This window comes from Roseomonas alba (assembly GCF_019430885.1).
Taxonomy (GTDB): Bacteria; Pseudomonadota; Alphaproteobacteria; order Acetobacterales; family Acetobacteraceae; genus Neoroseomonas; species Neoroseomonas alba.
Genome location: NZ_JAHYBZ010000002.1, coordinates 55,653 through 74,503 on the forward strand (window position 1 = coordinate 55,653; position 18,851 = coordinate 74,503).

20 protein-coding genes are annotated in these 18,851 nt (G+C 69.9%); 8 read left to right on the forward strand and 12 right to left on the reverse strand.

All coding sequences use genetic code 11. The annotated features are described in order from the left end of the window. The first annotated feature begins 129 nt into the window (after positions 1–129). Entirely contained in the window at positions 130–621 is a 492-nt protein-coding gene (gene smpB / locus KPL78_RS04680; RefSeq protein ID WP_219761764.1) for an SsrA-binding protein SmpB, read from the forward strand. Between the two features lie 326 nt (positions 622–947). Here smpB and KPL78_RS04685 read toward each other — a convergent pair whose 3' ends face one another. After that, complete coding sequence (locus tag KPL78_RS04685; protein ID WP_219761765.1) at positions 948–1,466, reverse strand: hypothetical protein; 519 nt, start codon at positions 1,464–1,466, stop codon at positions 948–950. A gap of 175 nt (positions 1,467–1,641) precedes the next feature. On the opposite strand from KPL78_RS04685, the gene KPL78_RS04690 reads away from it, so the two are divergent. Both KPL78_RS04690 and KPL78_RS04695 read left to right on the forward strand, forming a co-directional pair. Then, complete coding sequence (locus KPL78_RS04690) at positions 1,642–2,313, forward strand: sulfite oxidase-like oxidoreductase (protein WP_219761766.1); 672 nt, start codon at positions 1,642–1,644, stop codon at positions 2,311–2,313. 37 nt (positions 2,314–2,350) lie between these two features. Then, positions 2,351–2,914, forward strand: a complete 564-nt coding sequence (locus tag KPL78_RS04695; RefSeq protein WP_408904480.1) for a glutathione peroxidase — start codon at positions 2,351–2,353, stop codon at positions 2,912–2,914. Here KPL78_RS04695 and KPL78_RS04700 read toward each other — a convergent pair. Continuing rightward, on the reverse strand, positions 2,880–3,272 hold the full coding sequence (locus KPL78_RS04700) for a hypothetical protein (protein ID WP_219761768.1): 393 nt from the start codon (positions 3,270–3,272) through the stop codon (positions 2,880–2,882). The two genes, KPL78_RS04695 and KPL78_RS04700, sit on opposite strands and share 35 nt — an antisense overlap. A 113-nt stretch (positions 3,273–3,385) precedes the next feature. Here KPL78_RS04700 and KPL78_RS04705 point away from each other — a divergent pair, with 113 nt between their 5' ends. From KPL78_RS04705 to KPL78_RS04715, 3 genes are all read left to right on the forward strand, one after another. After that, entirely contained in the window at positions 3,386–4,168 is a 783-nt protein-coding gene (locus KPL78_RS04705) for a helix-turn-helix domain-containing protein (protein ID WP_219761769.1), read from the forward strand. An 83-nt stretch (positions 4,169–4,251) separates the two neighbouring features. Next, complete coding sequence (locus KPL78_RS04710) at positions 4,252–4,758, forward strand: DUF992 domain-containing protein (protein ID WP_219761770.1); 507 nt, start codon at positions 4,252–4,254, stop codon at positions 4,756–4,758. Between the two features lie 143 nt (positions 4,759–4,901). Continuing rightward, positions 4,902–5,411 (forward strand): DUF992 domain-containing protein, encoded by a 510-nt coding sequence (locus tag KPL78_RS04715; RefSeq protein WP_219761771.1) that lies wholly within the window; start codon positions 4,902–4,904, stop codon positions 5,409–5,411. A gap of 43 nt (positions 5,412–5,454) precedes the next feature. Here KPL78_RS04715 and KPL78_RS04720 read toward each other — a convergent pair whose 3' ends face one another. From KPL78_RS04720 to KPL78_RS04740, 5 genes are all read right to left on the reverse strand, one after another. Then, complete coding sequence (locus tag KPL78_RS04720) at positions 5,455–6,333, reverse strand: 3-hydroxybutyryl-CoA dehydrogenase (RefSeq protein WP_219761772.1); 879 nt, start codon at positions 6,331–6,333, stop codon at positions 5,455–5,457. A gap of 110 nt (positions 6,334–6,443) precedes the next feature. Further along, positions 6,444–7,367: an electron transfer flavoprotein subunit alpha/FixB family protein gene (locus KPL78_RS04725; protein ID WP_219761773.1), complete on the reverse strand. Its 924-nt coding sequence runs from the start codon at positions 7,365–7,367 to the stop codon at positions 6,444–6,446. A 2-nt stretch (positions 7,368–7,369) separates the two neighbouring features. Further along, the gene (locus tag KPL78_RS04730) at positions 7,370–8,119 is read right to left on the reverse strand and encodes an electron transfer flavoprotein subunit beta/FixA family protein (protein ID WP_219761774.1); all 750 of its coding nucleotides are present in this window, start codon (positions 8,117–8,119) and stop codon (positions 7,370–7,372) included. Between the two features lie 220 nt (positions 8,120–8,339). Further along, complete coding sequence (locus KPL78_RS04735) at positions 8,340–8,534, reverse strand: twin transmembrane helix small protein (protein ID WP_219761775.1); 195 nt, start codon at positions 8,532–8,534, stop codon at positions 8,340–8,342. Positions 8,535–8,553: 19 nt separating this feature from the next. Continuing rightward, positions 8,554–9,762 carry an MFS transporter gene (locus KPL78_RS04740; RefSeq protein WP_219761776.1) on the reverse strand — a complete coding sequence of 403 codons (1,209 nt, stop codon included), beginning with the start codon at positions 9,760–9,762 and terminating at the stop codon, positions 8,554–8,556. 90 nt (positions 9,763–9,852) lie between these two features. On the opposite strand from KPL78_RS04740, the gene KPL78_RS04745 reads away from it, so the two are divergent. Further along, entirely contained in the window at positions 9,853–12,345 is a 2,493-nt protein-coding gene (locus tag KPL78_RS04745; RefSeq protein ID WP_219761777.1) for a mechanosensitive ion channel family protein, read from the forward strand. 421 nt (positions 12,346–12,766) lie between these two features. Here the strand turns inward: KPL78_RS04745 and KPL78_RS04750 are convergent, their stop codons facing one another. Further along, complete coding sequence (locus KPL78_RS04750; RefSeq protein ID WP_369412633.1) at positions 12,767–13,486, reverse strand: RluA family pseudouridine synthase; 720 nt, start codon at positions 13,484–13,486, stop codon at positions 12,767–12,769. On the opposite strand from KPL78_RS04750, the gene KPL78_RS04755 reads away from it, so the two are divergent. Next, entirely contained in the window at positions 13,485–14,381 is an 897-nt protein-coding gene (locus KPL78_RS04755) for a PfkB family carbohydrate kinase (protein ID WP_219761778.1), read from the forward strand. The two genes, KPL78_RS04750 and KPL78_RS04755, sit on opposite strands and share 2 nt — an antisense overlap. Before the next feature lie 113 nt (positions 14,382–14,494). On the opposite strand, the gene KPL78_RS04760 is transcribed toward KPL78_RS04755, so the two are convergent. The 4 genes from KPL78_RS04760 to ybeY all read right to left on the reverse strand — a co-directional run bounded on the left by KPL78_RS04760 (position 14,495) and on the right by ybeY (position 18,816). Beyond that, on the reverse strand, positions 14,495–14,950 hold the full coding sequence (locus KPL78_RS04760) for a helix-turn-helix domain-containing protein (RefSeq protein ID WP_219762514.1): 456 nt from the start codon (positions 14,948–14,950) through the stop codon (positions 14,495–14,497). A 178-nt stretch (positions 14,951–15,128) separates the two neighbouring features. Next, on the reverse strand, positions 15,129–16,652 hold the full coding sequence (lnt, locus tag KPL78_RS04765; RefSeq protein WP_219761779.1) for an apolipoprotein N-acyltransferase: 1,524 nt from the start codon (positions 16,650–16,652) through the stop codon (positions 15,129–15,131). 660 nt (positions 16,653–17,312) lie between these two features. Next, a complete protein-coding gene (locus tag KPL78_RS04770; protein ID WP_369412634.1) occupies positions 17,313–18,206 on the reverse strand; it encodes a hemolysin family protein in 894 nt (297 codons plus the stop codon). A gap of 160 nt (positions 18,207–18,366) precedes the next feature. Further along, positions 18,367–18,816 (reverse strand): rRNA maturation RNase YbeY, encoded by a 450-nt coding sequence (gene ybeY, locus KPL78_RS04775; protein WP_369412635.1) that lies wholly within the window; start codon positions 18,814–18,816, stop codon positions 18,367–18,369. Positions 18,817–18,851 lie beyond the last annotated feature (35 nt).

Below are 18,851 nucleotides of genomic sequence, written 5' to 3' on the forward strand. Positions count from 1 at the left end.
TGGGCCGGGAGCGCACAGCGCGACCGCGCTCAGACCAACACCTGCCCCACGCGCGACAGCGCAGGGCGCGAAGGCAAGGCCGGCGGATGCCGGCCGCCCGCCGTTTGAGGGCATGAAAAAAGACTCATCATGGCTGAGAAAAAGAAGGCGGGGCTGATCTCGCACGGCATTGCCGCGCAGAACCGCAAGGCCCGCTACGACTACAAGATCGGCGAGACGATCGAGGCCGGCCTTGCGCTGGTGGGGCCGGAGGTGAAATCCCTCCGCGCCGGCCGCGCGACCCTGTCCGAAGCCTGGGCCGGCGAGCGCGACGGGGAGATGTGGCTGTTCAACTGCTACATCCCCGAATGGCAGGCCGGCAGCTTCATGGCGAAGTTCGAGCCGCGCCGCCCCCGCAAGCTGCTGCTGCACCGCCGCCAGGTGCAGACGCTGACGGGTGCGATCACGCGGGAAGGGGCGACGCTCGTCCCCCTCGACATCCATTTCAGCGATCGCGGGCGGGCGAAGGTGCTGCTCGGCCTCGCCGAGGGCAAGAAGCAGCACGACAAGCGCGCTGCCATCGCCGAGCGCGACTGGCAGCGCGACAAGGCACGGATGATGCGTAACAAGGGGCAGGAATAGGCGCCGGTCCAGGACGTCGCGGTTGGAAGCCCGGCCTCGGCCCTGTTTCATGGCCGGGCAGAAGATTGGAGGGGCTCTGCCCCTCCAAACCACCCCGCCAAAGGCCACAGGGCCTTTGGAAACCGCCACTTGGTTCTGTGCGGTGCAGGCGGTCCGTGCCCCTCCCGGCGCGTTCGGTGCTCGGGGGCGAATTTCGGCCCTCATTCTGACAGTGGCGCCAGCGCCAGGTATCGGTTTCCAAAGGCCCTGTGGCCTTTGGTGGGGAGAGCCCGAGAGGGGTAAAGCCCCTCTCGGTTCCACAGACTGGGAAAAGAGCCCCGCTGGTATCAGTCCACCAGAACCCGGCGATAGGACTCCCGCACCAGCGCGAAGGGCCGCGGCGCCACATCCCCCGTCAGCAGCAGCGCGCGATGTTCGAGGGCATGCGGCCCGCCGGGTGGCAGCACCGTTTCCGACAGCATGCGCCGGGTCGGATGCAGCCGCGCGACCACCAGGCCGAAGGGGTGGTCGGTCGCGTCGAGCTTTGCCTGCATCGCGGGGGCCAGCCGCGCCGGCAGCCACCAGATGTCGCAATCCGACAGCGCGACGGCGCCGCGGCGCAGGGTGACGCAGCGATGGCGGATCTCCGCCGTCGCCTCGGCGTCGAGCAGCGCGGCCACCTCGGCCGCCGGGATGTCCGCGAGGGGGGAGGCGTGGCGCTCGATGCGGATCGGGCCCTCGCCAATGCCACGTTCGGCGCACCAGGCGGCGAGGAGCCGCGTCGCGCTGGCGGCCCGGCGCAGGCGCTGCGCGAAAGCGGCCAAGGCCCCGCCATGGTCGGGACCGAGGGGAAGCGGATGGCCCAACGGGCGCAGCCTTTCAGCGGGAGGCGGAGTCCCCCGCCTTCTAGAACCATTCCCGCCGGAGGGCACCGGTGCACGCGGCCTCTTGCATCGGCACGGCATCGTGCCACGTCATAGGCGCGTCGCTGCCTGCCGCGGAACCGGATCCGCCCTACGGCAGGACCAGGCAGGAGAGCCCATGGCCGAGGATGACGACGTTCCCCGATCCGGCGCGATCAAGGACAAGCTGATCCGCACCAAGGAGCGCTGGGCCGAGGAAGGCCGGCTGCTGACCGGCACCCATGGCGACCCGACCCGTGACCGCCTGCCGCCCGGCCAGACCCTGGTGAAGGACTGGCCGGTGCTCGACCTGGGCGTCCAGCCCGATGTCGCGAAGGACCGTTTCCGGCTGCGCGTCGAGGGGCTGGTGGAGAACCGCATCGCCCTCGACTGGGATGGCTTCATGGCCCTGCCGCAGTCCGAGATGGTGGTGGACATCCACTGCGTCACCCAATGGTCCCGCTACGACAACCGCTTCACCGGCGTGATGGTGCGCGACCTGCTGGAGATCGCGCAGCCCAAGCCGGAGGCCGGCTTCGTCTCGCTGACCTGCTATGACGGCTACACGACGAACCTGACGCTCGCGGAATTCGCCGACGCCGACGTAATGTTTGCCCATGCCTGGGAAGGCCAGCCCCTGGCGCGTCAGCATGGCGGCCCGGTGCGGCTGGTGCTGCCCAAGCTGTATTTCTGGAAGAGCCCGAAATGGGTGACGCGGATCGAACTGCTCGCCGCCGACCGGCCGGGCTTCTGGGAGGTCCGCGGCTACCACAACCACGGTGATCCCTGGATGGAGGAGCGTTATGGCTGATGTCCCCCGCCGCGCCATCCTCGCCGCGCCGCTGCTGATGGCCGCCGCCCCCGCGCCGACCGAGGCCTGGTCCTTCCGTGTGCCTTCGCTGGAAGGCGGGGAGCATGACCTCGCCGCCTGGCGGGGACGGGTGCTGCTGGTGGTGAACACCGCCTCCTTCTGCGGTTTCACCCCGCAATATGCGGCGCTGCAGCGGCTGCAGGACCGCTTCGCGGCGCAGGGGCTGACCGTGCTCGGCGTGCCGTCCAACGACTTCAACCAGGAGAGTTCGGACAACCGCCAGATCCGGGAATTCTGCGACGCCCAGTTCGGCATCACCTTCCCGATGGCGGCGCTGTCGCATGTGAAGGGCGCCGAGGCGATCCCGCTCTTCCGCTGGCTCGCCGCCGAGGGCGGTGGGGAGCCGCGCTGGAACTTCCACAAATATCTGGTGGCGCGGGACGGGCGGACGGTGCGGGGCTTCGCGACGCCGGTCGAACCGGAAGGCCCGGAGATGGTACAGGCGGTGGAGACGGCGCTGGGTCGCCCCAGCACCGTCGATTGCGGCTGCGATCCGCGCCATGCGGCTATGCTGCGCGGGGCGCCCGCCGCAGGGCGATGATGTAGAGTTCCGCGAAACCCGCCACCGCGATGGCCTGCACGGCGAGGAAGGCGATGCCCCAGCCATTCGGCGCGACGAAGCCGAGCAGGGGCAGCGCCGCGCTCTCGATCGCCCAGACCAGGTTGCCGGCGACGAGCAGCCACAGCATCGGCCTCGGCAGGGCGGGTCGCGAGGCCAGCCAGCCGAGCAGCGCGGCATAGGCCAGCAGGAACAGCCCGGCGCCGGACAGCAGGGCCGGCGGCAGATGCGTGATGGTGCCGATCGCGCCCGGCGCGACGGCCAGGGCAAGGCCCATCGCGCCGCTCGCGGTCGCGTCGGCGGCCAGGGCGATGCGCAGGAAGCGGGTCATGGTGATCATCGGGATCCTCCGTTCGGGGTGGCAGTGACCCCAGGGATGACCCGGCCGGCGAGGCGAAGCGATGACCTCGGAGGTCATCGGAACGCCGCGCGCCGGCACGATAGGATGCCGCCATGACGAATTTCGGACCCATGCTGCGCGAATGGCGCCAGCGCCGGCGGCTCAGCCAGCTCGATCTCGCCATGGAGGCGGAGGTGTCGCAGCGGCACCTGTCCTTCGTCGAGTCCGGCAAGGCGCGGCCGAGCCGGGAGATGGTGCTGCGCCTCGCCGAGCACCTCACCGTGCCGCTGCGTGCCCGCAACGCGCTGCTGGTCGCGGCGGGCCATGCGCCGGCATATGGGGAAAGCGGGCTGGTGGCGCTGGAGCCGGCCATGGCGGCAGTCCGCGCCATCCTCGCCGCGCATGAGCCCTGGCCGGCCCTGGCGGTGGACCGGCACTGGAATCTGGTGGTGGCGAACGGCATGGCCCTGCGGCTGATGGACGGCGTCAGCCCAGCCTTGCTGGCCCCGCCCGCCAATGTTCTGCGGGCAAGCCTGCATCCCGACGGCCTTGCCCCGCGCATCGCCAATCTTCGGGCCTGGAAGACCCATGTCCTGGATCGGCTACGACGCGATGCGGCGGTGTCGGCCGATGCCGGTCTGATCGCGCTGATGGAGGAGATCGCCCGCTATCCGGGCGGCAGCGACGCCCCGCCCAACCGGGCGGCGCGGGAGGCCGGCATGATCGCGACGCCGCTGCGCCTGCGCGTCCCCGGCGGGGAGCTTGCGCTGATCTCCACCACCACCGTCTTCGGCACGGCGACCGAGGTGCAACTCGCCGAACTGACCCTGGAGACCTTCTTCCCGGCAGATGGCGAAACGGCCGCGGCGCTGCGCGCCATGGCGATCCCTGCATAAGCTTCACGAAACCTTGGCCGCGCGACGGTGTTATCTTCGCCGCCGGGCCTTGGGCCCGCTGTCTGCAAGGAAGGAATGCCACCATGCGTCATCCCCGCGCCGCCCTGGCCGCGATGCTCGGCCTCGGGCTGCTCGCCGCGGTCCCGGCTTTCGCCCAGAATCCCGCGACCGCCCAGAACCAGGCGGGCCATGTCCGGGTCGGCACGCTGCGCTGCGACGTGCAGGCCGGCACCAGCTTCATCTTCGGCTCGACCCGCGAGGTGAATTGCGTCTTCACCGCCGCCGGTGGCAACCGGACCGAGCGCTATACCGGCGAGATCAAGCGCTATGGCGTCGATGTGGGCTTCACCGGTTCGGCGGTGATGCTCTGGGGCGTGGTGTCCTCCACGGGCGACATCCAGCCGGGCTCGCTGGGCGGGACCTTCGCCGGCGTGTCGGCGGGGGCGACCGCCGGCGTCGGCGTGGGCGCCAATGTCCTGGTGGGCGGCAGCAATCGTGGCATCGCCCTGCAGCCGGTCAGCGTCGAGGGCAATACCGGCCTCAACATCGCGCTGGGAGTCGGCGAGCTGACACTGACCCCGGTACGCTGATCGGCGGAACGGCCGCGGCGGTGCCCTCTTCCTCATGGCGCCGCCGCGGTCACGCGTGGCTTCGCGAAAGAGCGCGGCTTTCCTCGGCGCTACCCAGGCGCAGGCCCACGGGCCGCCCTGACCACCGCATGAGGACCTCTCCGATGACCACCAGATTCCGCTTCGCCTCGCTGATCGGCCTCAGCCTGATCGCAGGCGCCCCGGCCTTCGCCCAATCGCCGAACGGGCCGAACCTCCAGGACACGCTGACCGGCAGGCTGCGCGCGGGAACGCTGCGCTGCGACGTCGGTCCCGGCGTCAGCTTCGTCTTCGGATCCACCCGCAACGTCAGCTGCGTCTACAGCCCGGTGCGGGGCCAGGCCGAGCGCTACACCGGCGAGATCAAGCGCTACGGCGTCGATCTCGGCTTCACCCATTCGGCCGTGATGCTCTGGAGTGTGCTGGCGTCGGACAATGCGCCGGCTGTGGCCGCGCTCGCCGGCACCTATGCCGGCGTGGCCGCTGGTGCGACGGTCGGCGTGGGGGTGGATGCGAACATCCTCACGGGTGGCAATGGCCGCGGCATCACGCTCCAGCCGCTGAGCGTCGAGGGCAATGTCGGTCTCAACATCGCTGCGGGCGTCGCCGAGCTGACCCTGGCCGCGGCCCATTGAGCGGCGAGCGGGGAGGGCGCCTGCCTTCCCCGCCGCAGCATCGTCAGCGCGTGGGCGTGGGCGGGCTGGTCGAGTAGTCGTAGAAGCCGCGCCCGGACTTCCGCCCGAGCCAACCGGCTTCCACATACTTCGCGAGCAGCGGCGAGGGGCGGTACTTCGGATCGCCCAGCCCCTCGTGCAGCACCTTCATCACGCTGAGCAACGTGTCGAGGCCGACGAAATCCGACAGTTCCAGCGGCCCCATCGGGTGGTTGGCGCCGAGCTTCATCCCCTCGTCGATCGCCTTCACATCGCCGACGCCTTCCATCAGCGCCTGGATCGCCTCGTTCAGCATGGGGCAGAGGATGCGGTTCACGACGAAGCCCGGCCAGTCGCCGGCGGGAACCGGCGTCTTGCCGAGCTTGCGCGCCAGTGCCTCGACCGCCGCGCAGGTCGCGTCGTCGGTGGCGAGGCCCCGGATGATCTCCACCAGCTTCATCATCGGCACGGGATTGAAGAAGTGCATGCCGATGAAGCGGGCCGGGCGGTCGGTCGCGGCGGCCAGGCGCGTGATGGGGATGGAGGAGGTGTTCGACGCCAGGATCGCGTCCGCCTTCATCTTCGGCAGCAGCGCGTCGTAGATCTTGCGCTTCAGCGCCTCGTTCTCGGTCGCGGCCTCGATGACGATGTCGCAATCGCCGAAGGCGTCGTTCGTCGTGACCGTGGTGATGCGGCCCAACGCGGCGGTCTTGTCCTCCGCGGTGATGATGGCCTTCTTCACCTGCCGGTCCATGTTGCCGGACATGGTGGCGAGCGCCTTGTCGAGGGCCGCCTGCTGCACATCCATCAGCACCACGGGCAGCCCGGCGAGCGCGGAGACATGCGCAATGCCGTTGCCCATCAGACCGGCGCCGATGATGCCGACCTTCGCGATTTCAGCCATGGGACCTCCTCGGTGGACATGAAAGACGGGGGGAGAAGGTGCCTTCTCCCCCCGTTCCGATAGTTTCTTTGGCACTGGAAGACCGGCCGCGAAAGCCGGTCTTCAAGACATCACTTCGACAGTTCGGCTTCGAGTTCCGGCACCGCCTTGAACAGGTCGGCCACCAGGCCGTAGTCGGCGACCTGGAAGATCGGCGCTTCCTCGTCCTTGTTGATGGCGACGATGACCTTGCTGTCCTTCATGCCGGCCAGGTGCTGGATGGCACCGGAGATACCGACGGCAATGTAGAGCTCGGGGGCCACGATCTTGCCGGTCTGGCCGACCTGCATGTCGTTCGGCGCATAGCCCGCATCGACCGCGGCGCGGGACGCACCGACGGCCGCACCCAGCTTGTCCGCCACGGCTTCGAGGATCTTGAAGTTCTCGGCATTGGCCATTGCGCGGCCGCCCGAGATGACGATGCGCGCGGCGGTCAGTTCCGGGCGCTCCGACTTCACGATTTCGGCGCCGAGGAAGGTGGACAGGCCCGGATCGGCCGCGGTGGCGGCGGCCTCGACCGGGGCGGACCCGCCCTCGGCGGCCACGGGGTCGAAGGAGGCGGCGCGGACCGTGATCACCTTCTTCGCATCGGCCGACTTCACCGTCGCCATCGCGTTGCCGGCATAGATCGGCCGCACGAAGGTATCGGCATCGACCACGCCCGAGATGTCGGACAGCACCTGCACGTCGAGCAGCGCCGCGACGCGCGGCATCACGTTCTTGCCCTGCGCCGAGGCCGGCGCGAGCAGATGCGAATAGCCCGGCGCGAGGGCGACCAGCAGCGCGGAGAGCGGCTCGGCGAGCACCGGCCCTTCCGGCCCGGTCAGCACCTTTGCCACGCCCGGCAGCTTGGCGGCGGCGGCAGCGCCGGCGGCCACCCCTTCGCCGACGACGAGCACATGCACCTCGCCCAGCTTGGACGCGGCGGCGACGGCGGAGCGGGTCGGCTGGGTGACGGCGCCGTCCTTGTGGTCGGCGAGAACGAGCACGGCCATGATCAGATCACCTTCGCTTCGGTGCGCAGCTTCTCCACCAGCTCCTGCACGGAGCCGACCTTCTTGCCCGCCACGCGCTTCGGCGGTTCCTCGACCTTCAGCACGGTCAGGCGCGGGGTGACGTCGACGCCGAGATCGGCCGGCTTCACCGTCTCGATCGGCTTCTTGCGCGCCTTCATGATGTTGGGCAGGGACGCGTAGCGCGGCTCGTTCAGGCGCAGGTCGGTCGTGACGATCGCCGGCAGCTTGAGCGAGACGGTCTCGAGGCCGCCATCGACCTCGCGCGTCACCTTCAGGGTCTCGCCGTCCTTCTCGATCTTGGAGGCGAAGGTGCCCTGGCCCCAGCCGAGCAGCGCGGCCAGCATCTGGCCGGTCGCGTTCATGTCGTCGTCGATCGCCTGCTTGCCGAGGATGACCAGCGTCGGGCCTTCCTTGTCCACAATCGCCTTGAGCAGCTTGGCGACCGCGAGCGGTTCCAGCACGCCGTCATGCTCGACCAGGATGCCGCGATCGGCCCCCATGGCGAGCGCGGTGCGGATCTGCTCCTGCGCCGCGGTCGGGCCGGCGGAGACGGCGATGATCTCCGTGGCGACGCCCTTCTCCTTCAGGCGCACGGCTTCTTCCACCGCGATCTCGTCGAACGGGTTCATGGACATCTTGACGTTGGCCGTCTCGACGCCCGTGCCGTCCGCCTTCACGCGAACCTTAACATTGTAGTCGACCACCCGCTTGACGGGGACGAGGACCTTCATCGTTCGACCGTGTGCCTTCTTGGATAGAGCGTGAAAACCGACCGTGCGGTAGGGCCGGAAAATACGGGGGCCGCGAGGTCAGGGCAAGGCTGGGACTGGTTGGTTCCCCGCGGATTCGGGCGATGCCGGCCAGCATCCCCGCCCGGCCGCCCGATAACGGTACACTGAACCGGGCCGCCGGGTGGGGGTGCGGGCCAGCGCCATCGCCACACGCGGCACGCTAATGTCTCGTAAGGCTCAGCAGGATGACGAAGAGGGCCAGGGCCAGGAACTGCAGGCCGATGCGCCATCGCATCAGCAGGTTGGACCGCCGCGACCCGTCCTTCCCCCCCGACATGCCCAGCACGCCAGCGAGAAGCACGCCGAGCGTGGCCAGCATGGCCAGCCCGACCAGGATGGTGAGCACCGTGATCATGGCCTTTACCTAGGCCCTTTCACGGCCTTGCAACAGCCCTGCCACCATGCGCCAGGGCCGCGCCGGCCAGGGCCGTGAGCGCGCAGAGCCCGAATCCCAGACCATAGCCGCCCGAGGCCTGCACCAGCGCCGAAAAGGCGGGCGGCCCGACCAGCATGCAGGCCCCGAAGACGAAGCCTGTCGCCGCCGTGGTCGCCCCGACCCTGCCGGTAGGGGCGAGTCGGGCCGTCTCGGCCAGGAAGACGCCGTTCCAGCCGATCGCCGTCGCCCCCATGGCCATGCCGGCGAGCGCCACCAGCACCCCCGGCCAGTCCGGCCCGGCCAGCAGCAGCGCGACGCCCGACGCAGCCGTGGCCAGGCCTAACCCGATCAGCACCGGCCAGGCCCCTATCCGGTCGGCAAGCAACCCCCAACCGACGCGTCCCGCCACCCCGGCCCCCTGGGCGAGGGCCAGGCGGAATCCGGCTTCGGTCAGTCCCACGCCGAGCGCTTCCACCTGGAACACGACGAAAAAGGCCGAGAAGCAGAATTGCGACACGCCGTAGAGCGCCGCCATGACGGTGATCCGGCGCAACGCCGCCACCTCCCGCAGGATGGCGAGGCTGCCCAGCGCCGCGCCCCAGGCCGCGCCGAGACTGCCCAGGCGCGCGGATCGGTCACGTTCCGCATCGAGTGGCCGGCGCAACGGCTGCAAGGCCAGCGCCATTGCAACCAGCAGCGCCGCGACGGCAAGGATACCCGCGCGCCAACCGAAGACGGCCGCGATCACTGGCGTGATGGCGGCGACCAGCATGGACCCGGCCGGCACGCCGCACTGTTTCAGGCTGAAAATCAGGGAGCGCCGGTTGGCAGGTGCCTTCTGCGCCAACAGATGGCTCCCTGCCGGCGTTACCGGGCCATGACCCATGCCGCAGGCGAATGCCGAGACCACCAGCGCTACCGGATGCGCCAGAATCGAAAGAACCAGTGCCAGGCCGCAGACGGTCAGCCCCGCCTGGAGCACGCGAATCCCGCCGAAACGGTGGATGAAGGCCCCGGTCAGCGGCCCCGACACCAGGGCGCCGGCGTAGACGAGGGCGGTATGCACCCCGGCCAGTGCCGCAGGAATGCCTGCTTCGATCGCTATCGCAGGGGCCAGGACGGGGACGGCGAGAAAGACGCCCATGCCGGCAAGATGCACGCCGAGCAGGGCGAACATCACGGTCCAGACGGAAGGGGATTGGGTCATGCTGCGCTGCAATGCTGGACCGGGGCCGAAGGATCGGCAACCGGGCAGGGACGACTTGACCCGGAGCGTCACTCTGGGGTCCCTGCGCGCATGACTGGCATCCGGCGCTGCCTCCTCCCGATCCTGTGTGTGCTTCTGTTGCTGCCGGCGGCGCGGCTCGCCGCGCAGGGTGCGCCTGTCGAGGAGCCCGAGCCGCTACCGGCTGTCGAGGCTCCCGCCACACCCGCCCCGCCCCGTCCGGCCCGCCAGCCGACACCGCCGCGCAGCGCGGCCGGGACGCCACAGCCGGCCCAGGCGCAACCGGCCGCGTCTCGTCCGACCCCTGCGGCCCCCGCCGCCGCAGCCCCCACGGGCGGCGAGGCCGAACGCCTGTTGCGATTGCTGCAGGACGACGCGCGGCGCGCTGAACTGATCCGCACCTTGCAGGCGCTGACCGCGGCCTCGGGCACCGTCGCGCCGGCCGCGGAGACAGGCTCTACGGCCGCCGCCCCCGCTTCGGCGGGTTCTCCCGCCCCCGCGCCGGCCGCGCCCGCGACCCCGGCAGCGCCGGCATCGCCGGCCCAGGCGGTGGAGGCACTGCTCGCGCCGAACACCCTTGGGGCGCAGCTGTTGCAGGGCGCCTCACAACGCCTCACCGCGCTGTCCGAGCAGATGGTCGCAACGGTGCGCGCCGTCGCCGACCTGCCCTCGCTCTTCGCCTGGCTGTCCTCCATGGCGCGCGATCCGGTCACGCAGTTCCGCGTCATCGACGCCGCCTGGAAGCTTGCCCTGGTGCTCGGCCTCGGCCTGCTGTGCGAGTGGGGCGTGTCGCGGGCCCTGACCCGGACCCGGGAGAAGCTCGATTCCCGCGCCCCGGAAGAAGGCGAAGCCTGGTCCTGGTTGCGCAAGGTGCCGCTGGTCATTGCGCGGCTCGGGCTCGACCTGCTGCCGATCGGGGCCTTCGCCGTCGTCTCCTACGGGCTGATTGGGGCGGTGCAGCCGCTGCCCACCACCGAGCTCGTCATGCTGACGGTGAACAACGCCTACATGGCATCGCGGGCCGTGATGGTGGCGTCGCGCATGGCACTCTCGCCGGCCTCGCCGATGCTGCGCCTGTTGCCGGTGGGCGATGAGACGGCCGCCTACATCACCGTCTGGCTGCGCCGCATCACCCTGGTCATGGTGTTCGGCTACGCGGTCGCGGAAGCCGGGCTGCAATTCGGCCTGCCCTGGTCGGCCTATGATTCGATCCTGCGCGTCTGCGCGCTGCTGGTGACGCTCTTCCTCGTCATCGTCATCCTGCAGAACCGCACGCATGTGTCGGATGCCCTGCGCGCCCCGCCGTTGCCGGAAGGTCAGGAGGTCGAACCGGGCCGCCGCCTGCTGCGCAACCTGCGCGACCGCGCGGCCGAGATCTGGCACTTCCTCGCCATCGCCTGGCTGATCGCGGCCTGGGGCGTCTGGGCGCTGGAAGTGCAGGGCGGCTTCTGGCGGCTCGCCCGGGTTTCCCTGCTGACGCTGCTGGTGCTGGTCGGATCGCGCCTGGTGGATATGGGCATGCGGCGGGCATTGCAGCGCGCCTTCCGCATCAGCCCCGATCTGTCCCGCCGCTATCCGGGGCTGGAGGAGCGGGCCAACCGCTACCTGCCCGTGCTGAAGGGCATGCTGTCGGCCTTCATTGGCTTCATCGCGGTGCTGCTGCTGCTCGAAGTCTGGGGGCTTGAGGCCTTCTCCTGGTTCGGCCAGGGCAAGCTCGGCAGCCGGTTGATGGGATCGCTGGCGTCGATCGGCTTCACCATCCTTGCGGCCATGGCGGCATGGGAGGCTGCCAATGCGGCGATCCAGCGCCACCTGCTGCAATTGTCCCGCGACGCCAAGGCGGCGCGCAGCGCGCGCGTGCGCACGCTGCTGCCGATGCTGCGCACGGCGCTGCTGATCACCATCCTGGTGATCGTCGCCTTCATCATCCTGACCGAGATCGGGGTGAACGTCGCGCCGCTGATCGCCGGTGCCGGTGTCGTCGGTATCGCCATCGGCTTCGGATCGCAGACGCTGGTGCGCGACGTCATCACCGGCGTCTTCCTGCTGTTCGAGGATGCAGTCGCGGTCGGCGACGTGGTGCAGGTCGGTGGGCTGTCCGGCGTGGTCGAGCAATTGTCGATCCGCTCCATCAAGCTGCGGGCGATGGATGGCAGCCTGCACATCATTCCCTTCAGCGCCGTGACGACGGTGACGAACATGACCCGCGACTTCGCCTTCGCGGTAGTCGACGTGTCGATCGCCTATGGCGAGGACACCGACCGCGTTTCAGAGGTGCTGAAGGGCATCGCCGCCGAACTGCGCGAGGATGTGAAGTGGCGGCCGGTGATCCGCGATGATCTCGACATCCTCGGCGTCGAGCGGCTGGCGGATTCGGGCGTGGTGATCCGCGTGCGGCTGAAGACCGACCCCTCCCAGCGCTGGGCGATCGCCCGCGAGCTGAACCGGCGGATCAAGCGCCGCTTCGACGAACTGGGCATCGAAATCCCGTATCCGCACCAGAAGCTGGTGTTGGAGAAGGGGATGGAGCGGCATCCGGCGGAGGTGGCGCAGGCGAGCGAGTGAGAGGTTCGCCTTCTCCGCGTCGCAAACCCTGGTGCCGCGGCGTGGAATCGTGAGGGGCCGTGCTCTGCGTCACCGATGCAAGGCAACGTGCATGGCGCCCCGCACAGGCGGCCCTGACGACCCGTCTGCTTCCGTGGGCGAAGATCGGGGCGGGCGCTTGCCCTCCGAGCCACCCCGCCAGGATGCGGGGCATCCTGGACCGCAATCTGCTGGTTCCGGGCGGGAGAGCCGCTCCAGGCCCTCCCGGCGCGTTTCGGGCGCAAGGGCGGGCTTCGGCGTTCCGTCTGCCCGCGGCGCACGGCACCAAAGGGAGGTTTGCAAAGTCCCTTCGGCTTTTGCCGGGGTGGATTGGAGGGGCAGCGTCCCTCCAATCCTTTGCCCGAAGCGCCTGGTCACGAAGGCCTTCGGGTCCCATGGCCCGTCACGACTTCGGCCGGGCGGGCGCCCCACTGATCGCTGACAGGGCCGCTGTCATGGCATCCGGCACGGGCGCCTCTGCCTCCGCCGGCGGGTCGATGTCCAGCCGGATCGCCCGCGCCAGCAGATGCAGCCCCCCCGACGCGGCCTGGCCGTAGAGCGGGTCGCCCAGGATCGGCCAGCCCATCGCGGCGCAATGCACACGGAGCTGATGGGTCCGCCCGGTCTCCGGGCGCAGTTCGAGCCAGGTCACCCCATCGCCGCGCCCCAGCACGCGAAACCGTGTGACGGCGCGCTGGCCCTCGGGATGCACCTCCATCCGCCACCCGGCGGCGCGGGTGGAGACCTTGCGCAACGGCCGGTCGATCAGGCCGGCATCCTCGGTCGGCGCGCCGCGTACGACAGCCCAGTAGGTCTTGTGCGCGCGGCCGCCGGCGAAGGCCGCGCCGAGCGTCGCCAGGGCCGGCTTGGTGCGCCCGAGCACCAGGCAGCCCGCCGTGTCGGTGTCGAGCCGATGCGCCGGCTGCGGCAGGTGACGCTTGCCCATGCGCAGCGGTTCCAGCCAGTCCTCGAGCGAGGCGCCGCCGCGTGGGCCGCGATGCACGGGTAGCCCCGCCGGCTTGTTGAGCACCATCAGGTCATCGCGCAGCAGCAGGATGCGGGCGGCGATGTCGGGGGGTGCTTGGCGGGGGAGGGGTGGGCGTGGGAGTCTGCCACGCATCATGTCGGTACCACCTCTCGTCATCTGCCTCGGCAACGTCGTCGCTGACCATACCTTCCGGGTCGAGCACATACCCGAACCGCCCGCCAAGATCGCTGCGCGATCCTACAGCATCGGGCCCGGGGGCATGGCGGCCAATGCGGCCATCGCCGCGCTGCGCCTCGGCGGGCGCGCCGCCTTCTGGGGCCGCATCGGGGATGACCTGAATGGCGAGCCGCTCGCCGAGGCGCTGGCGGCGGAAGGCGTGGACGTGACCGGATTGCGGCGCGTGCCGGGCGGGCGGACGCCGGTCGGCGCGGTGCTGGTCGATCCGCGCGGGGAGCGGACCATCATTTCCTTCCGCGGGGCGGGACTCGGGACCGATCCGTCATGGCTGCCGCTCGACCGGCTGAAGGACGCCGGGGCGCTGTGCTGCGACCCGCGCTGGCAGGAAGGCGTCGCGGCCGCCGCGGCTGCGGCGCGGCAAGCCGGCGTGCCGGTGGTGCTGGATGGCGAACGCAGCGAGACTCGCATCCTGGTCGATCTGGTGCCGCGGGTGGACCACGCGATCTTCTCGGTCCCCGGCCTTGCCAACTTCGCACCAGGCTGCGAGCCGGAGGAGGGGCTGCGCCGCGCCCTGGCTTCGGGACCCGTCACGGTCGCCGCGGTGACCCAGGGCGAAAAGGGCGTGCTGTGGCTGACCCGGGGTGCAGCCAAGGCGGAGCGGACGCCCGCCTTTCCGGTCGAGGCGACCAACACCACCGGGGCAGGGGACGTGTTCCACGGTGCCTATGCACTGGCCATGGCCGAGCGCATGCCGGTCGAAAGGGCGATGCGCTTCGCCTCTGCGGCTGGGGCGCTGCGTGCGCGGGATGGGGCCACGCCCGACCGCGCGATGGTGGATGGCCTTCTGGCCTGATCCCCTCGGAGGACGGGCACTGGAAGGCGCCGGGGACTGCCGGACGCCTGGATGCGACCCACCTTCCGCTCCGGGTCGCGGCGAGGCCGCGATCCGACAGGCGCCGTCGGCGATTATTCGTTCGGCGAGAGCGTCTTGATCAGGTCGAAGACGCGCTTGCGCACCGAAGGATCGGTGATGCGGTAGTAGGCGCGGACCAGCTCCAGCGTCTCGCGACGATGCAGCGTGTCGTCCTCGAAGCCTTCCTGGCCCTCGGCGAAGCCGAAGGCCGCGGCGCGCGACCGGGTCGCGGCATTGCCGCCGAGCTCGGGCGACATGTCGTCGAAGAAGAATCCGATCGGCACATCCAGCACGCGGGCGAGGTCGAACAGGCGGCTCGCGCCGATCCGGTTCACGCCACGCTCGTATTTCTGAATCTGCTGAAATGTCAGGCCCAGCGCCTCACCGAGCTTCTCCTGGCTCATGCCGAGAAGGGTGCGGCGCAGCCGCACGCGCGTGCCGACATGGACGTCGATCGGGCTTGCGCGGTGTTCGCGTTCGACCCGCTCCATCGTCTCATTGCTCGACATGACAACCTCCGCTGCTGCGTCCGTCATTAACCTTCTCCCGTCGCGATTGCGCCGGTTGCAGCCCCAACCTGTCGCACGAGTAGGCTCTCATTCACTTTTCGTCAACTCTTTTTCTTATTCTCATTTTTTGAGACGCCCTGTGCATGTGGTCGAATATGAATTTTAACGTTCCGCTAACCTAGATCTTCCGCTTCCACCACCCGGACGCGAAGGTGCCGGCCGATAGAATTATCGCGATCCACAACCCAAAGTGGGCGAACGGCGTTGGCGCGCGCGGTGCCGGAAGCGGCGCCCGCAACACGCCCGTCTCACCCAGCCCGACGCTCCCCACTTCCCGCCCTCTGGCATCGAAAACCGCGGAAATTCCGGTCTGGGCGGCGCGGGCGAGCGGAAGACCTTCCTCGACCGCGCGCAACCGTGCCGCCGCCAGATGCTGCCAGGGGCCCGCCGAGATTCCGAACCAGCCATCGTTGGTCACATTGACCAGCCAGGCCGGTCGTTCCGACGGCACAACCGCAGCGGGAAATATGACTTCGTAGCAAATCAACCCTCCGTAGGGCGGCAAGGGGCCTGCACGGACCGCCCGCAGGGCTTCGCCGGGCGTGAAATCCATGCCGCCCTGCACCAATCGGATCGGCAGCAGCCCCGACAGGGGCATGTATTCGCCGAAGGGCACCAGATGAACCTTGTCCGAGATACCCAGCACCTCACCGGCCGGGTCGATTGCGACCAGACTGTTGAAGACGCGCGCCACGCGGCGGTCGGGCCCGAACTCCGCCCGCACCGTTCCGGTCAGCAATATGGCGCGCTGGGGCAATGCGCCCGCTATGAGCTGGCGCACATCCGGGTCATCGGCGACGAGAAACGGCACTGCCGTCTCCGGCCAGATGACGACCAGGGTCTGGTCCTCCGGTAATTCGCGCAGCGCCGCGAGGGCGGCCTCCCGGGTCGTGTCGATGTAGCGCCGCAGGATCGGCACGCGCTGGTCCTGCCGCCACTTCACCTCCTGTGCCACATTGGCCTGGACGATCAGCAGCCCGACCGGCTGCGGCGCCGGTTCGGCCGGCCACAGGCGCACCAGCCCGAACAGCGCGAAACCGGTCAGGGCGGCAACCCCGCCCAGCATCGCCCGCCGCCCCAGCAACGGCGTCGCCGCGATGATGACCGTCGCCAGCGACAGCCCATGCACCCCGATCCAGGCCGCGGCCTGGATCGGCAGGGCGCCGAAGGCCCAGACCGTGCCCAGCAGGTTCCAGGGGAAGCCGGTGAAGGCGAAGCCGCGCAGCATCTCGAACAGCACGAAGGCGCCGGCGAAGGCCAGCACGCGCGGCCAGCCCGGCCGCACGGTCCAGGCGAGCGCCGCCGGCCCCGCCACGAACAGCGCGAGCGGCAATGCCATGGCCGGCACCGCGATCGGCACCAGCCACCAGAACTGCGCCACATCGGTCAGGATGGCATAGGTGACCCAGTAGAGCCCGGCCGCGAAGAACCCCCAGCCCCAGGCGAAGCCGACCCAGAAGGCTCGCTTCCAGGATGCCGCGGCCCCGATCTGCGCGAGCAGCCCCGGCATCGAGACCAGCAGCACCGGCACCGCATGCACCGGCGGCAGGGCGAGCGCCGCGAGCACCCCCAGCCCGGCCGCCGTCACCCACAACCGCCATCCGCGCCGCGTGGCGAGATGAGCAAGGAAGCGTTCCCACATGTGGCGGCGGTCCTGAACTGGCGGAGGGTGGCGGGGAGGGGGCAGGACGTCAGCCAGGACGACGCCCCCGGAACCGGGGAGTGTTTGATGGCTGGTTTGGGGGAGGGGCTCAAGGGCGCAAGGCGTGAACAATGACGCGGTGAAGGCGTGTCCGTTCTGGCGGAGGCAGACCGGAGAGGGGCTTTGCCCCTCCCCGGACCCCACCAAAGGCCGACAGGCCTTTGGAAACCTCCACTTGGTGCTGGGCGCGACAGGCAGGTCGTAGGGCCGAAAGGTGTGTGATGCCCGCGCCATTCTCAGCACCATCACCGACCAGCGTCGTCTTGAGTACGGCCTGCTCCGCGTTGGTCGCGAGGGGGGGCTCGGCCCCTCTCGGACTCTTCTCCGCAAGGGCTGTAGCGCCCTTGCAATCTTCACCTTGGCGTCGTGCGTCGCTGGCGGGATGGCACCGCGACCTGCACTGGTGCGCAAAGCGCGCCTGGTGGGTTGAAAGCGCCTGTCGTGCCGCATGCCCAAGGACGGCGCTCCAGGTGCTCCAGCACCAGCGGCACCCGTTGGCATTGCAGAGCAAGGTCAACGGAACCCCGATGGGGAGGTAGTTGGGAGGGGCAGCGCCCCTCCAACTTCCCTCCTCGAGCCGGAAACGGCGGCCCCGGCCGCCTATTCCGCCGCCGCCCGCTGCGGTTCGCTCCCCGGCCGCCGCACCCGTAGCAGGCGGATGCGGCGCGGGTCGGCGTCGAGGATGCGGAACTCGAGCCCCGAGGGATGGGAGATCAGCTCCCCCTTCGCCGGCACGCGGCCCGCGAGGGTGAAGACCAGCCCGCCCACCGTGTCGATGTCGGCGGCGCGTTCCTCGTCGGTCAGCACCGGGCCGAGCTTTTCCTCGAAGGCCTTGATCGGCGTGCGGGCATCGAGCTCGATCGTCCCGTCCGGCCGGTCCGTCATGTGCGGCGCGGCGTCCTCGTCATGCTCGTCGGAGATGTCGCCGACGATAGTCTCGACCAGGTCCTCGATGGTGATGAGACCGTCGATGCCGCCGTATTCGTCCACCACGAGCGCCATGTGCGTGCGCTGCTGGCGCATCTGCAGCAGCAGGTCGAGCACCGGGATGGACGGCACGACGAAGAGCGGCTTGCGCAGGATCGCCTTCAGGTTGAAGGGTTCCGCGCTGCCCACCGCGGCGAAGACGTCCTTGATGTGAACCATGCCGACGATGTCGTCGAGGCTTTCGCGATAGACAGGGTAGCGGCTGTGCCCGTCCTTCTGGATCAGGCCTATCGCCTGCTCCAGGGTGAAGTCCTCCGGCATCGCCATGATGTCGGCGCGCGGGACCATGACGTCGTAGGCCGTGGTGCCCTGCAGCCGCAGCACGTTGGACAGCAGGGCACGCTCATGGGTGTCGAGGTCGCCATCCTCGTCCTCGTCGGTGGCGCCGTGATCCTCGCCGCGTTCGATCAGTTCGCCGACGCGGTCGCGGACGGATTCCGCCTCCTTGCGGCGCAGCAGGCTGTGCAGCTTCCAGAACAGCCCGGATTTGTGACCCGGATCGCTCACGTGTTCATGCCTTCGGACGCCGGGCGCCGCATATCCGTGCGGCTTGGCTTCGCGCCATGCACTGCTGCATCGGCGGCAACGGGCGGGTTGGGCGCGGTCGCGCTGTGCGCTCCCGGATCGCGGCGGGGCCGCGATCCGCCAGGGGAAGGATGGCAAGGGGTCACGTCACACCTCGCCACGGATTGGGCAGGCCGAGGCGGCGCATCACGCGGGCCTCGGCGCGCTCCATGCGGCGGGCCTCGCCGGCGAGGATGTGGTCATGCCCGGCCAGGTGCAGGGCGCCATGGGCGACCAGATGCGCGAGGTGATCGGCGGTCCGCCGGCCGGCATCGCGGGCCTCCCGGCGCACGACCCCCAACGCCAGCGCGACATCGCCGAGCTGGCCGGGTACGCCCGCGGGGAAGGACAGGACGTTGGTTGGCTTGGCCTTGGCACGGTGCTGCCCGTTCAACTGCTTGACCGACCGGTCGTCGGTGAGCAGCACGGTGACCATGCCGGTCGCGCCTGCTTCGCGCAGGGCGGCCTCCGCGGCCCGGCGCACGAGCGCCTCGGGCTGCCTGACGGCGGCGCGCCAGCCCGGCGCCGCCAGGATCACGGAGATGTCCGACACCTCCTGTGACCCATTCCGAAGCCCAGCCTGATCAT